Consider the following 21,744-nt stretch of genomic DNA (forward strand, 5'->3'; position numbering starts at 1 on the left):
GAGCCGGCCCGTCAGGTCGCGGCGAACAGCCCGGAGCTGTCGTAGGCGAGCTCCAGTACGAAGCCGGGCGCGACGGGTAGGGAGAAGGTTTCGCCCTCCTCCGCGAGAACAGCTTCAGCGATGGCGTCGAGCTCGTCAGGGTCGATCATGCCCAGGGTATCGACGAGCCGGCGGTGTCGGTTGCGTGCGGGTCGCTACGATGGCAGCGGGCTCGTCTGGGTGGCGCTCTGGTGAGGGTCACGTGTGGCACCTGCGGGGTAGCAGTTACGCGCCGAAGGGAGGCCGTGATTTACTCCACCCGGGAGGTTGGACTACTGCCTCTCAACAAGTTTCTAATGTGGCTTACGACGGATGCCCATTCTTCGAACTGGTTTGACGATGCCAGGATAGTTCTTTCTTTGGGCAGTGTCCCTAAGCAGGAAAGCGGAGTATTTGTCCAGTCACAAGCGCTTAAAATAACGGGGAGCACGTGTGCTTCTCGGGCAGAGTGACGTGCAACAGCTCGCTCCATTTCGTGCCACCGTTTGTCGTCCGCGAGATATTTGGCACTGACGAGGAGTATGATTGTATTGGCCGTCTCAATTTTTGAGACAACATCGGTGTCCTGTCCGTTGCTGACGTCGGTGTGTGGGCTATCCCAAATGCGAAGCTTCTCCTGTCGCCTCAATACGGCGAGATGCGTTATGAGCTCATTTCTGTGTGCCTCGTCAGCGGCTACGTATGAGATAAATACGTCGGTCGGGGCAGGGGTCGGAGACATGAGCACATGAATATCATGAGCGCGATCGAGTCGCAAATGCCTTAGCCAACGCCTGAGCTCTGCTGGGTTCCAGCAACCAGGCCATCTCGCCGCGTTGCAGGGGACCAGTCCAACCTGCGTCTCACATGAGCCGCGTCTCGTCTTCAGCGTTCGCAGTTGCAGGAGGCGCCAGCGGTACGAGCCCTCGGAGGCTGTCCGTACGGCATCAGGCACATGAGGCGGCTCCGGAATCAGTCCCGCCGGTCGCCTGTCACCCATCCCGCCGCGTACCGTTCCGTCCCGCCGGTTCACCCCGGCGCGCTCTTGCCCGGTGGTCTACCCCACACCGTTCGCCCGCTCCTGGACCCCCGCCAAACTTTGCCAGGTCACACGCAGGGCACACAAAAGCAAAAAGACACGGTTCTCACCGTGTCTTCTTGGTGGAGGCGCCGGGAATCGAACCCGGTACCAGCCATGGGCGCCTCGCCCCCCGAGACGCTCACTCGCGCCGTCGCCCTCGCGGGTCAGGAGGAGCGCGGGTCATTCACGAGGCGATCGGTCGGCTGCTCGACCTGCCGCCATCAGCGCAGATGCGAGCAAGCCCCACCCGCAGTCGAGTCCGACGCTCACGCTGACGCCCGCTGCGCCCGACAGCTCATCGACGCCGGCCGGTCCAGCTGATCGGATCGCCGAATGGCTGGGTGAGCAAGCGCCGGGGGCCAAGGCGAGATTGGTGTGGATCACTCCGCGGGCGCGCCCCGCTTCGTGAAGTGCGCATGATAACGCCGGTACAACTCCTGCCATCTCGCGTACTCCGCGGGGCGCTCGCTGAACCGCTCCTTCCAGGCCGCATCGACCGCCGACCGCCTCTCGGTCGAACCCAGGCCATACCGCTGGAAGATCGCCTCGGAAGCGTCAGGGAACAAGACCAGCTCGGCGCAGAGCGCGGCGTACTGGGCGAGCGGTAACGAGATCTCGCTCGGCTCGGCGAGGGGCGCTCGACTGCCGCCGCCGGCCTCGCTCGACGGTGCCGCCATGGAGCCCTGGGGGGCCGTTCCGGTCACGGCGGCTTGCGCGTACGCTTGCCCGAGCAGCTCGCGAGGGACCTTGACGCTCAGCGACGTCTCTCCGAGCTCATCGGGCGCGTGCGGAGCGCGTCTCGACGATGCCAGAGCTCCGGCAGGCCTCGCGGGCTCCGCCGCTGCGAAGGGGATCCCCGGGTTGCCCCGTGGGGGAGCCTGCACCGGTAACGCCTCCGCGACATCCCGGGGTCCTCGCGGCGGTCGTGGCCAGGCACCAGGCGCCGACGGCTGGGATGTCCGCGCGTCCGCCAGTCCCCGCGCGCCGGCCACCCTCGACGGCCGCAGCACCTGCGGGCCGACCCGGAGCGGCCCCAGCTCCCCGGGCCTCGCGCGAAGCTCCGCCAGGAGCTCGCCGAGCTCCGCGTCCTCCTCGGCGCGTCGAGCCCAGCGGCGGCGGAGCCGCGCGATGTCGTTCATGCCCACGCGCTGCTCCTGCAGCAGCTCGAACGGCGCCGGATGCGCACCGAAGGCCGCAAGGAAGCTCGCCCACGCGGCTGCGTCGTCCGCGAGCGGCTCGATCGGTCGGTCCAGCCAGTCCTCCGCGCGGGCCAGCTCCTCCTCGAACTCCGCGAGCAGCTCCGGCTCCGCAGCCAGCCGCTGCTTCCAGTGAAGATCGGCCCGCGCGAACGCGCGCGGCCTCAAGCCCTCGACGGCGAGGACGTCCGCGAGCGGGAACCCCTCCGACATCGCCGCCCTGACAGCCGCGTACTGCGCCAGCGAGACCCCTTCGCTCGCCTCCTGCGCCCCCGCGGCGGGCTCCGTGATGGCCGCCATGCCCTTGGCCCCTGGTCCCATGCCCTTGGCCCCTAGTCGCCCACCAGCACGGTCCCGGAGGCGAGCACGCTCCCGTTCGGCGCGTCGGCCGGGTCGTTGCAGGTCAGCGCCGCATCGCCGAGGTGCGCGGCGGGCTTGTCGTTGATGAGCACCGTCTTGCTGCCCGCCTGGATCCGCGCCTGGTTCGACGGCGGGCGCTGAAAGGTGCCCCCCGCGGGGACGTGGGCGGGGGCGTTCGTCGCGGTGCTCCCCTGGATCGCGGCCGGCTTGCCCTCGACGAGGACGTCCTCGCTCAGACCGCCGCTCAACGCTCCGCTGAAGGGCAGCGGCGTCGGCGTTGGCACCGGCCCGCCGGGTGAGGGAATCATCACCACGTGGGTATCGATGCCGATGATCCTGTCGCCTTGCTTCGCGGCGGGTTTGCCTGGGCTGGGGGATCGCGATCGCATGAACCTCCGTGCTTTCCTGTGCTGGTTGGCCGGCGCCACGTGCCGAGCGTGTCTCCCTCGTCGCGTGGACCCATGGTGCGCGGACAAGCCTGCCGCGTTCGACCCGCGTGGGCACGAGCAAGCGGCATCCTCCGGCGTGTTGCTCGGGCGAACGGGTGCTGTCGCGCACGTCTGTCGAGCGCGCGGGCGTCCGCGGGTCTCAGCGCTTTCCCTCGTCTCCCGGCGCTGGCGATGCGTCGGCCCAGAGCGGTGGATCGAGCGGCTTGCCCGTCTGTGGGTCGAACCGCTGGAGCCGCTTCCCCTCCGGCGCGCTCTGCCCTGCGGCCGGCGCCGGGCGAGCCTGGAACGGCAGGTCGGGCCGCGGGACGAACTCCGCGATGTCCGCCGTGCCCTGCGGGACGGCGGCGCCGGCGGCGGGCCTCGGCGACACGGTCGCAGCCTCCGCGGGTCGAGGTGGCGCCGGCGGGCTCGCCGCCGCCGGGGCCCCCTCGAGGCGGGGCGGTGCCGGCCCCCAGCTCCCCGCACCGGCGGACCGGGCGCGCGCGCCCGCAGCCCAGGGGGAGACCTCGTCGCGGTCCGGCGGCGAGCGCGGCGAGGCGTACGCCGGGCCTTGCGGCGGCGCGGGCGGCACGGGACGCGCCGGCGCGACGCTCTCGGTCGCCGGGCGCTGCGGCGGCCCGAGCGACGCGAGCGAGGGCCGCTTCGCCTCGAGGCTGCGCCGGGTCCTCGCGAAGACCGAGCTGAAGCGCAGCGCCTGGATGCCCTGGTTGCGCTTCGCCGAGAGCGCGAGCTCCGCCGTATGCTCGGCGTCGGCCCGCTCCCATTCCGCCGGCGCGACGCCGAGGCGCGCGAGCACCTCGTAGAGGTCCTCGCCGCGAAAATAGACCACGTGGGCCAGGACCTCGGCATATCGCTCAAGACGCATGACGCTCTCGCCCTTTCCGATCCAGGTTGACCTCCCTCGTCACGGGCCGTCCGCGTCCGGCGGGACGGGCCTCTTCAGGCGGCGGAGCTCGTCGCACGACTCCTCTCGATGAGGGCATACGGCCGTGAAGATCTCCACCGCCTTCTCGACATCCTTCTGCGTCCCGGTGCCGGTCTCGTACATCTCCGCGAGCCGTTCGCAGCTCATCAGCCAGCCGACGTCGCGCTTGTCGACGCGGCAACCGATCTTCGTGACCTCGAAGATCTTCTTGTCGACCTCGGGCCCGCTCCCCTGCTTCCGGATACGCCCCAACGTGCGCCGGCACGCCAGGTCGCGGCCATGCTGGCAGGCGGCCATATCGAAGAAGCTCGCCTTCTCCGGGTCCTTGGGCACGCCCTTGCCGCGCTCGAACATGTCCGCGAGCTCCTCGCATCGCTTGAAGTCGCGGCTGACGGCGCACGCGCGGTAGGTGAACTCCGCCACGGCTTCCGGTCCTTGCGGATCAAAGCTGTCTTCCCCGACACATCCGATCGCAAGCGAGCATGCTCCCCTGCCAGCGCGGCACTCGGCCTCGGAGAACTTGCACAGCTTGAGGCCGAGGTCTTTCGTGAGGCTCTTCCGCTCGGCCGGTGTCCTGTCCGACCACGGGTAGCGAAGCACGCGCCCACACGCGCCCATCTCGCCCGCGCGGCACATCGCCAGGAGCTTCGTCGCCAGGGCCTCCGCGCGGGGTTTGTCTCCGCTCCGCTGGGCCACGTCCATCAGCGTCGAGCATGCGGCGATATGGGACGCCGCGCAGGCATCCTCCGCGGCCTTCTGCGCGGTCTTGCCCACCGTGTCCTTGTAATATGCGTCCAGCTCCTCTGGGTGGCGGAGAAAATCCAGGGCGAGCGCCAGGCAGCCCTGCTTCTCACCGTGATCGCACGCCAGCTTGTGCTGAACCGCCTCCACCAGCTCTTCCGTCGCCTTGATCGGCCAGTCGTGCCAGTGGTAGTACTCCACGGCGAACTCCATGCACGCCCTGGTGTTCTTGCCCTTGCATGCTTTCGTATACAGATCATCCGCGCGAGGCGCGTCCTCCGCCAGGCCGAAGCCGTGGAGGAAGAGCCAGCCTGCAGCGCGGCAACCCTCCATGTCGCCCCGCTCGCAGCGCAGAAGGTCCGCCGAGGGATCCTCCGCGGCCGGCATGGAGAAGAGCACGATGTCCGGAGCCTTCGCAGGCTCGGGCGGCGCAGCGCTCGGCGGCGGCGGCGGTAGCACGACGACCTGCCGTACCTCGGCGCTCCTCGACGGCGCGCTCGGCGCGCCGCATCCGGTAAGCAGGGCCGAGAGGGCCACCATGGCGAACACCAAGCCCTCAGACAGAAGCTTGAGCATCGCCGTCTCCCATGAGCGAGGTCGCGCCGTCCAGGAACATCGCGGGCGTGAGCGCGTCGATTCGCTCCTTGGCCTCTGCCCCTGTGCCGAACCTTGGATGCCAGTAGATATCATTCCAGGCGGTCTCCTTGAGCCTGTTCTCGATCGCCATGGGCCAGGCGGCGCTCGGCTCTGCCTTCCCTGAGCCACCCGTCATGTACTTCCATCGGCACTGGAACTGTGCCTTGCCCGCGTAGTCCGCTAACTGCCTCCCGCTGTTCGTGATCGCCACGGCGGGCAAGTAGTTCTTGTGCAACTTCAGGCTCGCAGGGCGGCCGAACTCGGCCTCGTAGTTGGGTGCGACTTCCGACATGAACATGCTCAGCGTCATCTCGCGCCCACCGTGTGCCCACATCGACCGGGCGAGGGCCCCGCGCGGGATAAAGAAGATCACCCACGGCTGCAGGTTGGTGAAGCCGGGAGTGTTCCGGATCCCCCAGAGCATCTGCGCGACGGTGTAGTTCTGCTCCGGGGAATTGCCGTACATGCGGGCGAGCCGGCTCACATAGAGCACGTCGCTCGGCGTCATCGCCGCCTTGCTGGGCCGCATCGTCAAGACAAGGCGAAACAAGCCGATCGGACGTGCCTTCTTGATGAACGCAGCCATCTCGCCGAGGTCCTCGGGAGGAGGTGGCGTGACGCCCATGCCGCAGAAGCCGAGCATCTGCCCGGGGCCGACCTTGTTCTGCGCGCTGCCGTCGACGATGCCGGCCTGCATGAACTCGACGAGCGCTCCCCGCCCCGGGCTCTCCTTGTCGATCTTCGCCCAGAAGTTGGCCCCGTTGCCGGTGTCCATGAGCTGCACGAGCGGCTTGTCCTTGTGCACGCGGAGGATGTAGTGGATGTGCGAGCCGTCGAGCTGCTTCTTGAGGTCGATGACGACGGCGCTCGTCTTGGTGTCTAGCGCCAGCGCCTTCTGAGACTCCCAGGTCGCGAGATCCTCCTTGAGCTTCGCGTGGATCTTGGCGCGCGTGATATCCGCATTGGCCGCCTCCCTTCTCTTCTCGAAATATCGGAGATCCTCGAGGAGCTTGGGATCTTCCTTCGGCTTCGTGAGCTCCAGCTCTCGCTGGTAATCAGGGGCGACTCTGTCCTTCTGCGAGTAAGGGCTCTCGACGTCCTGCGCACCGGGCGTCTTGCGCGCTGCGAAATGTTTCAGGAGGATCTTTTCACGGAGGCATTCGTCCTCGTACCTGCTCAGGTAGAGCGTCACCTTCTGAGCTCCGGCGTCGGGATCGAACACGAAGATGGTGCCTGGCGTGAGCGGCGGCGAGAGCTGCCTGGCGCGCTCGATCTTGAGCAGGTCCTCGTACGCCACCGGCGGAGACGATGCCCCTGCAGCTGGCCCCGCGCTCGCCTTGTCGGCAGCAGCGGAATGCAGGGTGTACCAGCGCCCGCCCTGCGGGGGCGGCTCATCGCTCGGGGTTGCAGGCCTTCCCGAGAAGATGGCCAGGCTTCCGGTCGCGAACTGGGCCGCGTACCCGGCGCTGTCCAGGTGCTCGACGCGAAAACCTCGCGTCAGCGCTCCGTAGGTCGCAAGGTGCTGGCAGGCGACGACGATCGGCACGGCCGGATCGTCGTTCTTCTGCTCTCTCCAGCGGGGCCCCATCGGGTCCTCGAGCAGCCTGTCGTCCTTCATCGGGCCAACGACCGGCGCCTCCTCGTCTTCAGCCAGCAGCGACGCCTCAGGAGGCGCCGAGCCGTCGGGAGGGCTCGATGCTCCTTCGGTCGGCGAAGCCACCCCCAGGTCGTCCTGAATCGGGCCTGGTTTCAGCCAGGATCCGATGTTGTAATGCCCGAAAGTGACCTTGTACCTCTTCGACTCCCGCGCGAGCGTGCTCCGGTACCGCCGCTGGATCCGGCTGAAGATGTACGTCTCCCAGTTCTCCGAAGCGGGGAACCGCGCCACGCCCTTCTTCGTCCCCATGTCGTAGCTGCCGCCGGGGCCGCCGTACGTGGCGCCGAAGAGGATCTCCGTGACCGCCTGGGCCCATTGCTCCTCCTTCGGGTCCGCGCACCAGTTCATCATCGGCCCGACCTGCGTGAGCCACACCTGATCCATCGGAAAGACGCGGATCCGCTGGTCGATCCACGCGAGCACATCGCCGATCGTCTCCGGCCGCTTCATCGCGTCGTCCGGCAGCACATGGCTCACCGGGCGCACCCCGTCGTCACCGAACACGGTGCCGTCCGGCGCCCCCGCGGCCATGTCGTTGATCGCGACCGTCAGCCGCGGCGGCTCGTCCCCGTAGGGGTACGCCTCGGAGAGCTTCGTCAGGAAATCGCCGGCCGGCGCCTGCGCCGGCCCACCACCGCCCTGGTTCCCGTCCGCCATCTCGATGCTCCTCAGCCGCCGTGTACCCGCGCGAGCTCGCTCGCCGTCTGCGCGTCGAGCTCCCCCGTCTCCCCGAGCTCGTGATCCTTCTGGAACCACGCGAGCGCCGCCCGGAACCCCTCGTCCGCCGGAGCGTCGTCCTTGATCGCCCCCTCATAATAACCGAGGTTCTTCAGCCGCCGCAGCGCCCCTTCCACCTTCGTCGCCTCGGGCAGCGCGGCGACGCGCACTGTCCACTTCTTCTTCGGGCCCGTCGGGTACTTCCCCGGCCACATCGTGATCTCGACGAGCTGCGTCGTCTCGGGGATGTCCACCGCGATCGCCCCGTCCACGTCGGTCTCGCCCTCGAACCGCCGGCCCTCGGCGACGAGCTGGTAGCGCTTGCCTCCGTACGGCTCGAGCTCCTCGTCCGTGAGCTGCACCTTGAACGGCTTCGTCTTCGGCTCGTCGTCGCCGCCGCCGGGCGGCGGCTCGTCGCGAGAGCAGTTCAGCTTCACCAGCCGGCCCCACAGCGCGGCGTCCTCGCCGAGCTCGAGCGCCGCGTCGCTGGAGAGGATGCGGACCTGCTTGGCGGCGATCTCGGCCTCTTCGCCGAGCGACAGGGTCGGTCCCTTGCCCGAGAGCGACAGCGTCTGCGCGCCGGCAATCTCCACCTTGCCGGCCGTGATCCGGATCCCCTCCGGGTCGATCTCGATCGAGCTCTCCCCCGCGGAGAGGGTGAGGCTGCCCTGCGTCACCAGGCGCAGCGACCTCGAGCCGCCGAGCACCAGCGAGCCCGAGACGTTGATCTGCGCGGCGCCCGCGTCGTCGCCCGCGCCGACGTCGACGCTGTACTCGCCCGTGATCCGGAGGATGGACGGCCCCTCGACCGTGAGCACCGAGCCGCCGAGGAGGCTCGCCGTGTCCATGCCGTCGACGCGCAGCGCGCGATTGCCGACGACGTGCTCCTCGCTCTCGCCGAAGACGCGGGCGCTCCGCCGGCCCTCGACCTCGAGGTCGTCGTCGCGGCGGACCTTCGTGAGCCGGTCGCCCGTGTCGAGCGCGTCGCGCCCGGCCACCATGACGGAGCGGTCGTTTCCGACGCCGACCCGCTGATCGGTCCCGACGCGGACGTCCAGCTCGCGCTCGGCGCGCAGGTGGACGAGCTCGCTGCCCTTGCGGTCCTCGAAGCTGAGCTCGTTGTGGCCGCCGCCGTTCGGGCTGCTCCGCGTCTTCACGCCGCTCCGGGTGCTGGCCTCGGGGAGCTGGAACGGCGCGCGGTTCACCGCGTTGGCGACGCAGCCGGTCACGAGCGGACGATGCCCGGGTCGTGCTCGAAGTAGTAGAAGAGCCCCTCCTCCGCGAGGAGGCGCGTCACGAAGTCGCGGTCGGTCTCGCGGTACTGCACGCAATAGGCGCGCTTCGGCGAGGCGCGGACGAGCGCGAAGCGCCGGGGGACGCGCCACTCGTCGAGGACGAGGGCCACGATGGCGTCGACGGTCCTGTCCTGGAAGATGCGGCTCGTGCGGCGCCGGCCGAGCAGCGAGAGGCGCGAGGCGAGGCGGAGTCGGTAGACGCTGCGGCCGTCGTCGAGGGCGGCGCGCCACGTCACATGGGTGCAGACGCCATGGATGACGCGAAGCGGGGCGCCCTCGCCCTGGAGCGCGAGGCGCATCGGCTGCTCGAGGATCTGCGACGCGAAGGCCGCCGGATCGGCGATCGGCGCCGCAACGTCGATGTCGACCCGGTAGCCGCGCGAGATGGACTCGCGACCGCGAAACGCGAGCACGGTGAGGTCCTGCGCGGCGAGAGCGCCAGCCCGAAGCTCGAACACGGATGGATGAGGCACCTCGGTCGACATGGAGCAGCCCTTCTATCACGAGGTGGCGGGCGTCCTTCTGTTCTCAGCATCTTTCCCGCGCGCGGGCCCCGAATGTCTGCCGTATCGACGCGTGGTGAGGGGCAGTAGAAATTCTCCTCCAGCGCTACGCTGTCTTACAATCTCGAGAGCGCCGTGGTGGAGCGCCACGGCGACGCGTTCCGGCTCCACTCCACGCGGCTGGCCCTGTCGGCGCGTTACCGCTTCCTGCCAGGCGGAGGCGGAGTGAGACCACGCCACCACGGACGGTTGACGGCCCGACGCGCTCGGCCGAATAGCCCGGAGATGGCGAAGGCAGGGCGCTTCGAGAGCCCTGTCGGGCGGCTCATGGCGCAGCTCATCCTGGTCACTCCCGACTACGAGGGCCCCACGCAAGAAGAGCTCCTCGAGGAGAGCAAGGATTGGCTGCGGTGAGCCGGCGACCGCCAGCGATGGCCATCATCCGGTCGCCAAGGGAACCTGTCAGCGAGCTTGAGCGACAACAGCCCGCGATGGCCATCAAGAGACCTCACCACCCACCTCCCGATCGATCCCCTCCCGCCGCCGGAGCAGGTCAGACAACCCCGTCGCGGTCAGCCGTGCTTCGACGCGCGCCCGCGCACCCTCTGCAGCGCATAGCTGAAGCCGCGCGCCAGGTTGGCCCGCGTCACCATCGAACCGACGTCCAGCCCTTGATCGACCAGCATCCGCGCGGCATCCGGCCTCATGCCGACGAGCACCGCCTCGGCGCCGAGCAGCGCGGCCGCGCGCGCCGCCTGGACGAGCTGCGACGCCGCCGCCGCGTCCACGCTCGCCATCCCGGTGACGTCGATCAGCACGACCTGCGCCCGCTGAGCGTCGATCTCCCGGAGCATCGACTCGATGAAGTGGCGGGAGCGCTGGGCATCCATGACGCCCACGATGGGCATCACCAGGATGCCGTCCGCGATCGGCACGACGGGGCTCTCGAGCTCGCGGATCGTCTGGAGCATCTCTGCCTGTTGCTGGTTGGCGCGCTCGAGCGCCGCGCTCCGCTCCGAGATCCGGCGGAACAGCCGGGCGTTCTCGATGCCGACCGCCACCGTGTCGGCGACGCGGACGAGAAACGACACGTCGCCTTGCCCGCACGCTCCGCTGCGATCGCTGCTCAGGACGAGGGCGCCGAGGGTGTTCCCCCGGGCCTGCAGGGGCACGGCGACGACCGTGCGCGCGCCCGCGTGGCACGGGGGCAGGGCGGCGTCCGCGCGCCATTCGCCCTCGGTCGGGTCGATCACGAGCGCCGCGCCTGCCTCGGTCGCGCGGCCCACGAGCGAGCGCGCCAGGACCGCGACCTGGTCATCGACGACGGTGTGCGCGGGGGGCGTGAGCGCGATCATCATGATCTCGGCCGGATGGTGGGCGGTCCCGCGCCCATCGACCTGCCTGCTCGCGGCCTGGCGGACCGCGTCGAGCGTAAGGTAGTCGCTCAGCGCCGTGGACCAGGGCGTGGGCTCGAGGGTGACGCAGTCGACGCCGATGTGGAGGATGCGCGAGGGCGGCAGCTCTGCGACGGTCGGCGCGATGCCCCGTGCGATCATCCGATGCATCGCCTCGACGGCGCGGAAGCCCATGTCGTACTCGCGCTGGACGATCGTCGCGTGGATCACGCCCTGCCGGAGCAGGGCGACCGTGCCAGCCAGGAGGTCGAACCCGACGATCTTGAGCTCCCCGCTCCTGCCGAGCGCCCGCGCGGACCGGCCCAACGACTGCCCGTGGTCGGCGGCGGCCCCGAAGGCGCCGGCCACGTCGGGCCTCCCCCCGATCGCCGCCATGGCGAGCTTCGTCGCGGCCTCCAGGTCCCAGTCGCACGCGATGGTCGGCAGGACGGCGAGGTTCGACCCGAGGGCCGCATCGCGGAAGCTCTCGACGCGCTCCCGGACGTTCCTCGCGAGCCCCACGGCGCCGAGGACCGCGACGGCGCCGCCGCCCGGGAGCAACCGCTTCATCACCTCGGCCGCCAGCCTGCCCGAGGCCACGTTGTCCGTCCCGATGAAGAGCGGCGCCCGGGTGCCCGGGATCGGCAGCCTGTCGATCACGATGACCGGGATGTTGGCCTCCTCTGCCCGCCGGAACCCCTCCTCCGCGCTCTCGGGGTTGCTCGGCGCGATGACGATCCCGGACATGCGGCGGCGGATCGCCTCGTCGAGCAGGTCGATCTGGGAGCCTTCGCCGCGGCCGCCCTCACCGATCCGGTACTCCACGTCGATCCCGAGGGTACGCCCGGCGGTCACGGCGCCGGCGCGGATGTTCTGCCAGTAGGTCGTCGCCTCGTAGCTCGGAGTCCTGTACACGCGGGCGCGCAGGTCACCCCGGGCAGGCGCCGAGCCGTCCCCGAGGCTCTCTTCCTCGAAAAGCCAGAGCTCCACCGCCTTCCAGTCCGGCTCGAGCTGCACGCTCCTGATGCCGTGGGCGATGGTCTCGACGAGGTGATGCAGCGCCACGGTCGTACCCACCGCGCTCACCAGCCGCTCGAACAGGCGGATCTCCTGCGCTGCCCCCGCCTTCTCGTCATGGAGCCTGTGGCGCTCCAGCGCGTCTCCGGCGGCGTCCGCGAGGACCTCGATCATCACGCGGCGTTCCTCGTCCGGAGACTCCATGGTCGCCTGCTCGAGGGCGAGGTAGCCAGCCGGCTCGCCGCGCCGATGGATGGGCGCGATCAGCATGCCGGCACCTTCGGGAACAGCGATGTCGGCCTCGAGCGCGAGTGGCAGGTGCGCCCGGTACCACGCGTGCGCAGCGACGACGTATACCCCGCATCCCGCTCCGGGCGCCGCCTCGGGGTCGAGCAGGGCGCGCTCGCCGCCGAGCGCTGCAGCTGCCGACATGACCTGGGATCGCCGCCGCGGAGCATCGAACCCCACCAGCGCTCGAGCCACGAGGCGTTCGCCCTCGCGGACAAGCAGGCAGCCGCGCGTCGTGCGAGGGAGGATGGCTGTCGCCCGCCGCACGATCTGCTGCAGCGCGGAGGAGACATCAGACACCTTGAGCATGCGGTTCGTTCCGAGCCTCCATCATGGGCGCGGCGCTCGCTCAACGCGGCGGGGGATACCGCTCCGCTGCCGAATGAGCAAGCGATCGTATCGCCATGGTGGCGGCGACATCAAGGACCTCACACGATATTGCAGTCCCACATGCGTCAGCGCCTGAGCTATCCGACGCTCCCGCGCCAGACAGCCGCGGCCTTCGCTTCCGCTCGACGCCATCGCGGAGCCGCGCCGCGGGTGAGCTGGTTGATGTGGAAGGTTGCCGGCGCCACGAAAAGGGATCAGCAGCTCGGCTGTTCCACCGGCGCATGCCCGCCGAGCGCGCGCACGTCGTCGGCCGTGTCCACGTCGATCGCCCCGCCCTCCCAGTCGATCGCCGCGACGCTCTCGGCGCGCAGCAGCCTGCCGGCGCCCTGGTCCCCTTCGAGCCGCGACAGCGCCTCCCAGCGCGATCTATCGAAGACCGCCGGCGCGCCCACGACCCCGCTGAACCGCGACCCCGCGACCGGCGCGCCCGCGAGCCACGCATTCCGCAGGGCGGTGAGGTGCTCGACCGTGATCAGCGGCTGATCCGCGAGCGCGATCAGGAGCGCGTCGGCCTTCGAGGCCTCCGCCCACCGGACCGCGGCGCGGATCGAGGAAGCGATCCCCTCTTCCCATTCGTCGTTCGCGATGTGCGCGACGGCGAGATCGCCGAGCGCGCGCGCGACAGCGCCGGCGTGGGCGCCGAGCACCACGCCGACAGGCCCGGACCGCGCCTCGACGCACGCCGTCGCCACGCGCCGGACGAGCGGCGTCCCGCCGAGCTCGACCAGCTGCTTGGGGCGCCCGAGGCGGCGCGAGCCGCCGGCGGCGAGCACGACCATCGCCAGGCCGGCGTGCAGGGGCCGGACGCGGTCGCGCAGCTTGCCCCCCTGCGCCCGGCGCGCGACGGCCTGGAGCTCGCCCACGACCGAGAGCGCGATCTGCTCGGGCGTCTCCGCGCCGAGATCGAGCCCGATCGGCGCGTGGAGCCGCGGATCGTCGCCGGCGCTGCGCCCGAGCTCGGCGAGGAGCTCCCGCGTGCGGCGCGCGGGCCCGAGCACGCCGATGTAGCGGGCGCGCGACGCGAGGGCGACCTCGAGCGCGTCGCGATCCGGCGTGCGCTGGTGGTGCATGATCACCACGTACGGCTCGGCCGCGGCGTCGATGAGCGCGCGGAGCCGATCCATCGCCCCGCCGGTCGAGACGACGCGCTCCGCCGCGACGAACCGGGCCCCCTGGCGGATGCTCGGGCCAGCCACCGTGACCCGGAAGCCGACCGACCTCGCGAGCGCGACGACGGGCACCGCGTCGTGACCGCCCCCGAGCACGAAGAGCTGCGGCGACGGCGCGATCTTCTCGACGAGCACGGTGATCCCCGGCCCGTCGAGCTCGACGACCCCGGCCGGCCCGCGCGCCGCGCGCTCGATCGCGGCGCGCGCGGCAGGGTCGGTCACCGGGTGCGCGAGGGCGCACGGCGGACCGAAGGCGAGGCGCGCGCCGACCCGGACCGCGCCGGTCGTCGAGCGGATCACCGTGACCAGCGTGCCCGTGGTCTCCCCGGCGAAGCAGGCGCCGGCGAACGCGAGCGCGTCGTGGGCCGCCCCGACCTCGACGCGCTCGAGCAGGACATCGACGACGCCGTTGCAGCCGAGCCCCACGCCCCACGGCTCGCCGTCCTCGGTGGTCGAGTCGTAGGTGACCACCACGGCGCCATCGCGGCACCGGTGCTCTCCCCGGAGCATCACGTCGCCCTCGAGGCAACCGCCGCTCACGCACCCCGATAGCCAGCGATCGCCGGCGACCAGCATCCGCGCGCCCGGGCGCCGGTACGACGACCCCGAAACCCGCACGACGGTCGCGAGCAGAAACGGGGACCGATCCGCCACCAATGTCGCCGCTTCTCGCACGATCCGCTCAAGCTCGTTCATGCGCCGGGTATCATCATCGTTTCACGACGCCCTCGCCAGGGCGTTCGCTGTGACTGGACGCGCGTGTCGTCCTCGCCCGCACAAGGGTGCGGGCGACACGCGCCGCCCTCACAAGGGCGGGCGACACGCGTCGCCCTCGCGGCGGCGCGGCGACGCGGCGGCGACAGCGAGCCGCCAGTCGACGTTGAAGAAACAATAAACCCAGGTGCCGTCGCTTGACGGCGCGCCAGCCCAAAACTATGCCCTGAACGGCCATGAAGCTCCATATCAACGGCGTTGTTCGCGAGGTGGAGGCCACTCCGGAGATGCCTCTGCTCTGGGTGATCCGGGACCTCCTGGGACTGACCGGCACCAAATATGGCTGTGGCATGGCCCAGTGCGGCGCCTGCACGGTCCACATCGACGGCAAGCCCGCGCGCTCCTGCGTCCTGCCGGTCTCGAACGTCGGGGCGCGCAAGGTGACGACGATCGAAGGCCTCTCCGCCGACGGGTCGCACGCGGTGCAGCAGGCGTGGGCGCAGGCCGACGTAGTCCAGTGCGGGTACTGCCAGTCCGGCCAGATCATGACGGCGGTCGCCTTGCTCGAGCAGAAGCCTGATCCGACCGACGCCGACATCGACGCTGCGCTTTCCGGAAACGTGTGTCGGTGCGGCACGTATGTGCGTGTGCGCGAGGCGGTGCACCTCGCGTCGCGGCTCGTCAAGCGAGGTGGCAAGTGACCGTCTCCCGGCGTGACTTCTTGCAGGCGGCCGCGGGCTCGGCGGCGGGGCTCCTGCTCAGCTTCTACGTTCCGCAGGGGGTCCGCGCCGCGCCGAAGGCGGCGCAGCCGCCGCCGCTCTCGCCGAACGCGTTCGTGCGCATCGGGACGGACGACGCCGTGACCGTGGTGCTCGCGCACTCCGAGATGGGCCAGGGCATCTGGACCGGGCTCGCGATGCTGATCGCCGAGGAGCTCGAGTGCGACTGGTCCAAGGTGCGGTCGGAGCACGCGCCGGCCGCGCCCGTCTACGGCCATCCGGTGATGCACTTCCAGATGACCGGGGGGTCGATGTCCACGAGCAGTGAGTTCGAGCGGTATCGCACCGTCGGCGCGATGGCGAAGGACATGCTGGTGCGCGCGGCGGCCGCCAGGTGGAAGGTCGCGCCCGCGACGTGCGTCGCCGCGAAGGGGGTCATCACCCACGGCAAGGACCAGCTGACCTACGGCCAGCTCGCCGAGGAGGCGATGAAGCTGACCCCGCCGGCGAAGGTGAAGCTGAAGGACCCCAAGGACTGGAAGCTGATCGGCACCGTCGTGCGCCGCATCGACACGCCGGAGAAGATCACGGGCAAGGCGCAGTTCGGGATGGACGTGCACTTCCCCGGGCTGCGCACCGCCGTGGTGCTCCGCCCGCCGGCCTTCGGCGCGAAGCTCGTCAAGTTCGACGCCGCCGACGCCCTCAAGGTGCCCGGCGTCGAGAAGGTCGTCCCCACCGCGAACGGCGTCGCCGTCGTCGCCGCGCATTTCTGGGCCGCCAAGCTCGGGCGCGACGCGCTCCGCGCCGAGTGGACGAAGCCCGAGGGCGGCGGCGCCGACAGCGCCAAGCTGCTCGCCGACTTCCGCGCCCAGGCGCGGAAGCCCGGCACGGTCTCCGCCCAGGTCGGCAAGATCGAGGAGGCCATGGCCGCGGCCAAGTCCCGGATCGAGGCGGAGTACGACGTGCCATACCTCGCGCACGCGCCGATGGAGCCGCTCAACTGCACGGCCAAGATCGACGGCGATCGCTGCGAGATCTGGACCGGCACGCAGTTCCAGACCGGCGACCAGATGGCCGCGGCGAAGATCCTCGGCACGACGCCGGACAAGGTCCAGATCCACACGATGTTCCTCGGCGGCGCCTTCGGGCGGCGCGCCAGCCCCGTGGCGGACTTCGTCGCCGAGGCCGTGATCGTGGCGAAGGCCGCCGGCGTGCCGGTCAAGGTCGTGTGGACGCGCGAGGACGACATGCGCGGCGGCTACTACCGCCCCGCGTTCGTCCACAGGATCCAGGTCGGCGTCGACGCGCGCGGCATGCCGGCGGCGTGGGATCAGACGGTCGTCGGCCAGTCGATCATCGCCGGCACGCCGCTCGAGTCGCTCGTCATGAAGAACGGCATCGACCACACCTCGGTCGAGGGGGTCGCCGAGTCGCCCTATGTCGAGAAGACGCCCGCGCTCCGCGTGTCGCTGCACTCGCCGAGGACGCCGATCACCGTGCTGTGGTGGCGCTCGGTCGGCAACACGCACACCGCCTTCGCGGTGGAGAGCATGGTCGACGAGCTGGCGCACGCCGCCGGCAAGGACCCGCTCGCGTACCGCCTCGAGCTGCTCAAGGACAAGCCGCGTCACGCCAACGCGCTGAAGGTCGCCGCCGAGAAGGCCGGCTGGGGCACCGCGCCCGCGCCGGGGCGGGCGCGCGGGCTCGCAATGCACGAGTCGTTCGGCTCCATCATCGCCGAGGTCGCGGAGGTCTCGATCGAGCGGGGGCGCATCCGCGTCCACGAGGTCACCTGCAGCGTCGACTGCGGCACCGCGGTGAACCCGCTCGGCGTCGAGGCGCAGATCCAGGGCAGCGTCGCCTTCGGCCTCACGGCGGCGCTCCATGGCAAGCTCAACATCGCCGACGGGGTGGTCCAGGAGAGCAACTTCCACGACTATCCCATGCTCCGGATGTTCGACATGCCGCGCATCGCCGTCCACATCATCCCGAGCCAGGCCAAGATGGGCGGCATCGGGGAGCCCGCCACCGCGCCGATCGCGCCCGCCGTCGCGAACGCGGTGTTCGCCTTGACCAAGCAGCGGCTGCGCTCTCTCCCGCTTCGCCTCGCCTAGGTGCTGACCATGATCCGATCCTCTCTTGTGCTCGCCTTGCTCCTCGCCGCGTGCGGGGGGCACGCGCCCGGCGCCCCGGAGGCGCCCTCGCCGTCGCCAGCCAATCGCGAGGCAGGCCTCGCCGCGTTCGAGACGGTGCGGGGCGTCCTCCAGCACCCCCGCTGCCAGAACTGTCACCCCGCGGGCGACGTCCCGCTGCAGGGCGAAGAGGGCCGTCTTCACAACCAGCTCGTGCTCCGCGGCCCCACCGGCCACGGCATGGCCGGCGCCGAGTGCACGACGTGCCACGGGCCGACGAACCCGCCCAACAGCTTCGGCGTGAACGTGCCGCCCGGCGTCTTGAAGGGCTGGCACATGCCGCCGCCCGAGATGCGCATGGTGTTCGTCGGCGTCGCCCCGCGCGCGCTGTGCGAGCAGGTCAAGGACCCCGCGCGCAACGGCGGCAAGGACATGGCGGCGCTGCGCGTCCACCTCGAGGATCCCCTCGTGACCTGGGGCTGGAACCCCGGCGCCGGCCGCACGCCCATCCCGACGCCTTATGCCGAGTTCGTCGCCGCCTGGGAGACCTGGGCCCGCGCCGGCGCGCCCTGCCCGGGCGGGTGATCGAAACAGAAGACACGTCACCGAGCGGATCACCGCCCACGCCGACTCGCAGCGCTGCACGTAGGTCCTCACGCCGACCCTCTCCAGGAACGAGCTCCCGAGGTCGATCAGGGACGACGTGATGCGGCCTGAAGCGTCGCGGCCTCGGCGGTCGCGATCTCGCCTTCGCTCGGCGCCGGCTCGTCGGCTGACATGACGCATCCGGAGAGGACCGAGCCGCTCCGGGAGGTCCCGGGCCGACAGGCCTCCCGGGGTGCAACAGGGTGCAACACCTGCAACAGCGCCTCTCGCGCGCTCGGCGCCTGTTGCAGGCGGGCCTCGCGCGGCCGCTCCCGGCAACCCCCGGCGAGCCCACCGCCTCGGAGCTGCTCGCGCACGGCGCCGCCGCGACAGCACGGCGACGCCTCGGGATCGATCCCGGAGCCCATCGCTGCGCTGCGCTCGCCCGGCGTGACCACCACGCCGCTCCGTGGTCGTCATCGCATGGTACGGGTGTTGCGATATGCAACGATTGCAATTCAGCTGTTTCAGTGTTCGGTGAGCGCCGTGGTGTGATGGTGATGCGTGTCAGCGTCATGGCGAGCTACTCGGGCCTTTTCTCCGGCGCGCCCATCGCCGGATCGACGAGATGGAAGCTGCGATGAACACCTCTGCTTCGTGGATGAAGATCGTCTCACCGCTCCCGATCTGCGCCGCCCTCGGCGCGGCCGGCTGCGCCGCCGCGGGGCCCGACGACGGGTGGACCGAGGACGGCGCGCCGCCGGAGCCCATCGCCGAGGCGCTCGAGCGGATGATGCCGCGGAACAGCCTGCATAGCGCGGTGCTCTCCGCCGGCGCGCTCCTGGAGAACGAAGCCCTCCTCCGCCACCTCGCCTCGAGCCCGCTCAACAACGACTCGCTGAACCGCTTCCTCGCGGGGCGGCCGCTGCGCGCCAGCGAGAAGGAGCTTCTGGAGTACGTCGTCTCCTGCGCGCTGGATCCAGGCCGGAGCGTCCAGGGGTCGAAGGGCGAGTTCGGCCTGTGCGGCGCGTCGGGTGTCGCTCACGGCAACTGGTTCACGGCGGCGCCGAGCCGGGATTGCCACGAGGCCGTGACGGCTTGCGTCCTCGCGCGCGTCAACTCCCTCGGGAAGAGCGTGCGCATCTCGGCGCGCAGCACGCAAGACGGAAGGGACCGCGAGCTCTTCAAGCTCGCGGCGGTCGTCCCGGTAGAGAAGGAGTACCGCGAGCGTGGCGCCGGTAGCGCCAGGAGCTTCAGCGCCTGCCCAGGAGGCACCCCCGAGTGGAGCTCCGCTCGCGAGTGTGGCTGGAGCGGGCGCAGCGTCGGCACATGCACGCCCGGGGAGCGGGTCACGTTGCACCCGAGCCCCGCCACCACCGCCCCGCTCATGGTGCGCGTGTGCAAGGGCATCCACGGCTGTGATAGCGCGTCGAGCCCGACGGGACGCTGGTACGCGGGCCACGTCGCCGAGGGCATCCTGAGCTCGGACCCACTGGTCAGGACGTCCTCCGGCGCTGCCGCCGAGCTGAGCTTCATCTGTCCCAGCTCGGGCGGCGCCGGCCCGTGGTCGTTCGCGGTGATGGTGGCTCCGCCCTCGCTCTCGACGCCTCTTTCCGCGACCGCGGACGTGGCCCTGCGCACCGCCGGGGGGTTCCGGCGATACCCCGCGTCCGAAGCGGAGGTATTCACCGTCCGGGAAGGCGCGTTCTACGGGAATCTCTTCGTGAATGCGATCTCGGGCGGTTCAGTGACGGCGATGCTCTCGGGCGCCCAGTACGCCTGCTACAGCGATGTCTGGACCCGTCCGCTGGCTCACATGGCCGACCGGCTGTGCGCCCGTCCGGACGAAGGCTGCTTCGCGAACCCGCCCGGCCCCTGCCTGAACACCGGCGTGGTGCCTCCCGACGGGCTCTGCCAGGGAAAGCTCGACGGGAGCTATTATGGCTGCGCCCCTCCCCCGGAGGAAGACGACGCCCCCGAGGAAGGCGGCGTCCCGGCGGCACCGACGCGCTCGAAGCACGTGGTCACCGTGTACCTCAACCACCCGTGCGACCTCGCCAGCAACTTGAACGAATGCCAGAGGGCGTACGCGCAGTTCTCGCCCAACAGGCTTTGAGCCCCGCCGCGCGGGTCGCGTCGCGCCGCGAGGATTGACCGCGCCGGCCCGGGTCTGTACCCAGGATCGGTGGCAGGCGGGCTCGAGAGCAGCACCCTCTCCGTCAGCCGGGGACCGGAGGCGGCGGACGGGGATCGCAGCGGTCCGTTCCTGTTCCTGGTCCTCGAGGGCCACCGGCCGCTCGCGCCGCCGATGCGCATCGCGCTCGACGACCTCGACGAGGTGACGATCGGGCGCGGCGCGGCCCGCAAGATCGAGCCAGCGCGGGGCGCGGGGGTCCGGCGGCTCGAGCTCCGCCTCGATGATCCGTGGCTCTCCTCGAGGCACGCCCGCGTGGTCCGGCTCCTCGGCCGCTGGGTCGTCGAGGACAGCGGCTCCAAGAACGGCAGCCTCGTCAACGGGGTCCCGCAGCGGCACGCGGGGCTCGCGGACGGCGACCTCATCGAGCTCGGCCGCACGTTCTTCCTCTTTCGCGCCGCCCTGCCCTACCCGTCCGGCGCGCCGCCGCTCTTCGAGGCCTCGCCCGAGGCGGCGGCCGCGCCGGGCCTCGCCTCGCTCCTGCCCGCCCTGCTCGACCTCTTCGAGCAGCTCGCCGTCGTGGCGCGCTCCGCGATCCCGGTCCTGCTCCAGGGCGAGACAGGGACGGGCAAGGAGGTCATGGCGCGCGCGATCCACGCGCTGTCGGGCCGGCCCGGGGAGCTCGTCGCCGTCAACTGCGGCGCGCTGCCGCGCGAGCTCGTCGAGGGGGAGCTGTTCGGGCACCGGAAGGGCGCCTTCTCGGGCGCCACCGAGGACCGCCCGGGGCTCGTGCGCAGCGCCGATCACGGGACGCTCTTCCTCGACGAGATCGGCGACCTGCCCGCGTCCGCCCAGGCGGCCCTGCTGCGCGTGCTCCAGGAGCAGGAGGTGCGCCCGGTCGGCGCCACGCGCCCCGTCCGGGTGGATCTGCGCGTCGTCGCGGCGACGCACCGCCCCCTCAAGCGCCTCGCTGCGCTGGGCGAGTTCCGCGCCGATCTGCTCGCGCGGCTCTCGGGCTACGTCGTCGAGCTGCCGCCGCTCCGGGAGCGCCGCGAGGACCTCGGCCTGCTGCTCGGGGCGCTCCTCGAGCGCGCGGCGCCGGAGCATGCGGCGCGCGTGGCGCTCCACCCGCGCGCCGCGCGCGGGATGCTGATGTATGGCTGGCCCGCCAACGTGCGCGAGCTCGCGCAGTGCGTGACGACCGCGGTCGTGCTCGCGCAGCGTGGCACGATCGAGCCGACGCACCTGCCCGAGGCGGTCGCGCGCGCGGCCGATGGCGCGGGCGGCGGGAGCGAGGGCGGCGCCCGCGAGGGCCGCGACGGCGGGAACGAGGGCGCCCGCGAGGGCCGCGACGGCGGGAACGAGGGCGGCGGCGGCGAGGGCGGCGGCGACAGCGGGGACGAGGGCGGCGCGGGCCGGCAGGGCGACGCCCCGGGGGGCGACGCGCGCCGGGATGGCGATACGCGGCCGGAGGACGACGCGCGCCGGCGCGAGCTCGTGGCATTGCTCGTCGAGCACCGGGGGAACATCACCGCCGTGGCGCGCGCCGCGGGCAAGGCCCGGATGCAGATCCAGCGCTGGCTCAAGCGATACCGGATCGACCCCGAGCAGTTCCGGCGCTAGA

At 71.0% G+C, this 21,744-nt stretch carries 17 protein-coding genes; 6 read left to right on the plus strand and 11 right to left on the minus strand.

Translation table 11 applies throughout. The features are described 5' to 3' along the window. Positions 1-11: 11 nt before the first annotated feature. The 9 genes from WME89_RS48145 to WME89_RS48185 form a co-directional block, all read right to left on the minus strand. The gene (locus WME89_RS48145) at positions 12-149 is read right to left on the minus strand and encodes a hypothetical protein (RefSeq protein WP_438006246.1); all 138 of its coding nucleotides are present in this window, start codon (positions 147-149) and stop codon (positions 12-14) included. A 140-nt stretch (positions 150-289) separates the two neighbouring features. Continuing rightward, positions 290-1,018, minus strand: coding sequence for a TIR domain-containing protein (locus WME89_RS48150; protein WP_438012064.1), 729 nt, complete (start codon positions 1,016-1,018; stop codon positions 290-292). Between the two features lie 461 nt (positions 1,019-1,479). Further along, on the minus strand, positions 1,480-2,616 hold the full coding sequence (locus WME89_RS48155; protein ID WP_438006247.1) for a hypothetical protein: 1,137 nt from the start codon (positions 2,614-2,616) through the stop codon (positions 1,480-1,482). A gap of 11 nt (positions 2,617-2,627) precedes the next feature. Then, positions 2,628-3,044, minus strand: coding sequence for a PAAR domain-containing protein (locus WME89_RS48160; protein WP_438006248.1), 417 nt, complete (start codon positions 3,042-3,044; stop codon positions 2,628-2,630). A 199-nt stretch (positions 3,045-3,243) separates the two neighbouring features. Continuing rightward, positions 3,244-3,969, minus strand: a complete 726-nt coding sequence (locus tag WME89_RS48165; RefSeq protein WP_438006249.1) for a hypothetical protein — start codon at positions 3,967-3,969, stop codon at positions 3,244-3,246. Between the two features lie 39 nt (positions 3,970-4,008). Further along, positions 4,009-5,310, minus strand: coding sequence for a hypothetical protein (locus tag WME89_RS48170; protein ID WP_438006250.1), 1,302 nt, complete (start codon positions 5,308-5,310; stop codon positions 4,009-4,011). Between the two features lie 16 nt (positions 5,311-5,326). Further along, entirely contained in the window at positions 5,327-7,720 is a 2,394-nt protein-coding gene (locus WME89_RS48175; RefSeq protein ID WP_438006251.1) for a hypothetical protein, read from the minus strand. A gap of 11 nt (positions 7,721-7,731) precedes the next feature. Next, positions 7,732-9,009, minus strand: coding sequence for a bacteriophage T4 gp5 trimerisation domain-containing protein (locus WME89_RS48180; RefSeq protein ID WP_438006252.1), 1,278 nt, complete (start codon positions 9,007-9,009; stop codon positions 7,732-7,734). Further along, positions 9,006-9,533 (minus strand): contractile injection system protein, VgrG/Pvc8 family, encoded by a 528-nt coding sequence (locus WME89_RS48185; protein ID WP_438006253.1) that lies wholly within the window; start codon positions 9,531-9,533, stop codon positions 9,006-9,008. Before WME89_RS48185 ends, WME89_RS48180 begins: the two co-directional genes overlap by 4 nt. A 330-nt stretch (positions 9,534-9,863) precedes the next feature. On the opposite strand from WME89_RS48185, the gene WME89_RS48190 reads away from it, so the two are divergent. Then, positions 9,864-9,992, plus strand: coding sequence for a hypothetical protein (locus WME89_RS48190; RefSeq protein WP_438006254.1), 129 nt, complete (start codon positions 9,864-9,866; stop codon positions 9,990-9,992). 158 nt (positions 9,993-10,150) lie between these two features. Here the strand turns inward: WME89_RS48190 and WME89_RS48195 are convergent, their stop codons facing one another. Continuing rightward, positions 10,151-12,586 carry a substrate-binding domain-containing protein gene (locus tag WME89_RS48195; protein ID WP_438006255.1) on the minus strand — a complete coding sequence of 812 codons (2,436 nt, stop codon included), beginning with the start codon at positions 12,584-12,586 and terminating at the stop codon, positions 10,151-10,153. A gap of 275 nt (positions 12,587-12,861) precedes the next feature. Then, complete coding sequence (locus WME89_RS48200) at positions 12,862-14,532, minus strand: NTP transferase domain-containing protein (protein ID WP_438006256.1); 1,671 nt, start codon at positions 14,530-14,532, stop codon at positions 12,862-12,864. Positions 14,533-14,786: 254 nt separating this feature from the next. Here WME89_RS48200 and WME89_RS48205 point away from each other — a divergent pair, with 254 nt between their 5' ends. The 5 genes from WME89_RS48205 to WME89_RS48225 all read left to right on the plus strand — a co-directional run bounded on the left by WME89_RS48205 (position 14,787) and on the right by WME89_RS48225 (position 21,743). Further along, positions 14,787-15,251, plus strand: coding sequence for a (2Fe-2S)-binding protein (locus WME89_RS48205; RefSeq protein ID WP_438006257.1), 465 nt, complete (start codon positions 14,787-14,789; stop codon positions 15,249-15,251). Then, positions 15,248-17,383, plus strand: coding sequence for a molybdopterin cofactor-binding domain-containing protein (locus WME89_RS48210; RefSeq protein WP_438006258.1), 2,136 nt, complete (start codon positions 15,248-15,250; stop codon positions 17,381-17,383). Before WME89_RS48205 ends, WME89_RS48210 begins: the two co-directional genes overlap by 4 nt. A 9-nt stretch (positions 17,384-17,392) precedes the next feature. After that, on the plus strand, positions 17,393-17,986 hold the full coding sequence (locus WME89_RS48215; protein WP_438006259.1) for a hypothetical protein: 594 nt from the start codon (positions 17,393-17,395) through the stop codon (positions 17,984-17,986). A gap of 640 nt (positions 17,987-18,626) precedes the next feature. Beyond that, complete coding sequence (locus WME89_RS48220) at positions 18,627-20,102, plus strand: hypothetical protein (RefSeq protein ID WP_438006260.1); 1,476 nt, start codon at positions 18,627-18,629, stop codon at positions 20,100-20,102. A gap of 69 nt (positions 20,103-20,171) precedes the next feature. Further along, positions 20,172-21,743 (plus strand): sigma 54-interacting transcriptional regulator, encoded by a 1,572-nt coding sequence (locus tag WME89_RS48225; protein WP_438006261.1) that lies wholly within the window; start codon positions 20,172-20,174, stop codon positions 21,741-21,743. The last annotated feature ends 1 nt before the right edge of the window (position 21,744 follow it).

Source organism: Sorangium sp. So ce321 (assembly GCF_051530195.1).
Taxonomy (GTDB): domain Bacteria; phylum Myxococcota_A; class Polyangia; order Polyangiales; family Polyangiaceae; genus Sorangium.